Genomic DNA, 1,836 nt, shown 5'->3' on the forward strand with positions numbered 1-1,836 from the left:
CGGACGGTTACAGCGGCGCACCGAAGCGCGTCCGCTGGGCAGTGTGCGGCCCGAGAGCCGCACTTCATGCATTACTGCTTCAACACAAACGGTGATACGAAATTGCCCGCGTTTTCTTTGGTGATCAAAATGCAGTCAAACAGCTGCTTTTCCGATGCTGCGCCGGTTTTGCCGGTTTTCAGGAAGCTGTCAGCCTGCTCTACCGCTTTCTGCGCGAACTGCGCCACCGGCTGCATCACGGTATACGCCAGCGTCCCGGCTTTCACGGCGTCCACCGCATCCGGCGAACCATCAAAACCACCGACTTTGATTTGGTTCAGCTTGCCGGCTTCTTTCAGTGCGGCAATCGCCCCCAGCGCCATTTCATCATTACCGCTGATCACGCCTTTAATGTTTGGGTTCGCCTGCAGCAGAGACTGCATCTTGTTGAAGCCCTGAGTACGATCCCAGTTGGCCACTTCCTGACCCACTTTCTTCAGCGTGGGGTACTGCGACAGCACGGTATCAAAACCATTGGCACGCGTTGCCGCGTTGTTATCGGATGGCGGGCCCACTAATTCAACATAGTTGGCGGTATCGCCTACCTGTTTCACCCACTCCATCGCACCCACCGCCGCGCCCTGCGCATTGTTGGAAACCAGCTGCGCTTTGGCCAATCCGCTCTGATTCAGCTCGGCGTTAATGATAAACACCGGAATGTTCGCCGCGATGGCTTTTTTCACCGATCCCACAGAACCGTCGGCGTTGGCGGGATCGAGGATGATTGCCTTGGATTTATTGGTGATCGCCGTATCAATCAGCTGGCTTTCGGTGTTGGTATCACCTTTGTGCGCGCTGACTTTTGCGCTGTAGCCGAGTTTTTCAGCCGCTTTCTGCGCCACCTGACCTTCCGTCAGCCAGTATGGGTTAGAAGGATCATTAACGATGATGGTCATCAAGCCGTTATCCGCCCAGGTCGGTGCAGCGAAGGTGGTGATCGCCATAGCGGCGGCAGCAATAAACAGACGTTTTGTGAACATAGGTGCTCCGTTATTATTTAGGGTACAGGTTTTACGGATAACCGCGCGCTGCCAGACAGCGCACGTGAGTTAGCGACTGCGTTTGCCGTATTGCAGGGTGTTGAGCAATACCGCCAGCACAATCACGGCGCCAGTGAACACCGTCTGCCAGTAGGCAGAGACGCCGATAATCACTAAGCCATCAGAGAGAAAACCGATTACAAAAGCGCCCAGCAGCGTGCCGCGTACGTTACCGCGACCACCGGTTAAGGCCGCACCGCCAATCACCACCGCGGCAATCGCGGTCAGTTCATAAGTGGTACCCGCCGTTGGACCGGCTGAGGTGAGCTGAGATGAGAGCACCAGCCCCGCCATCGCGGCACAGATCCCCGACAACACATAAACGCTGATTTTGATACGTTTCACCGGCACGCCGGAGAGATCGGCGGCGCGCTCGTTACCACCCGAGGCATACAGCCAGCGGCCAAACGCCGAGCGGCTCAGCAGAAAACCACAGGCCAGCGCCACTACCCCCAGCACCAGCACACCCACCGGGATGTTGAAGATGCGATTAAAGCCGAGCCAGTCAAAGCCGGTGTTACCCAGCGCTTCAGTGCCAGAGAGTTTGTTGTAGGTCAGTCCGTTAGTGATCAGCAGGGCAATACCGCGCGCCACATACATGGTCCCGAGCGTGGCGACAAATGCCGGAACGCGGAACCAGGCGATCAACACGCCATTGACCAATCCCACCAGCGCGCCAATCACCAGCGTTAATATCGCCACTGCCCACACTGGCAAATACAGCACCACGCCCAGCGCTTCGAGATTGATGCCCTGC

General features: G+C 57.1%; 2 protein-coding genes. Both read right to left on the reverse strand.

Features of this window, described 5'->3' with window-relative positions; translation table 11 throughout:
• Positions 1–71: 71 nt before the first annotated feature.
• On the reverse strand, positions 72–1,019 hold the full coding sequence (locus tag FT726_RS27020; protein WP_034823484.1) for a D-ribose ABC transporter substrate-binding protein: 948 nt from the start codon (positions 1,017–1,019) through the stop codon (positions 72–74).
• A 69-nt stretch (positions 1,020–1,088) separates the two neighbouring features.
• Positions 1,089–1,836: ABC transporter permease (locus tag FT726_RS27025; RefSeq protein WP_346303825.1), on the reverse strand; the 748-nt coding region annotated here is incomplete at its 5' end.

It is taken from the genome of Pantoea sp. Morm, from assembly GCF_016643525.1.
GTDB lineage: Bacteria > Pseudomonadota > Gammaproteobacteria > Enterobacterales > Enterobacteriaceae > Pantoea > Pantoea dispersa.

Excerpts from the sequence above, each read along its gene's own strand:
- FT726_RS27020 (WP_034823484.1), bottom strand. The coding sequence starts at position 1,019 with ATGTTCACAAAACGTCTGTTTATTGCTGCCGCCGCTATGGCGATCACC.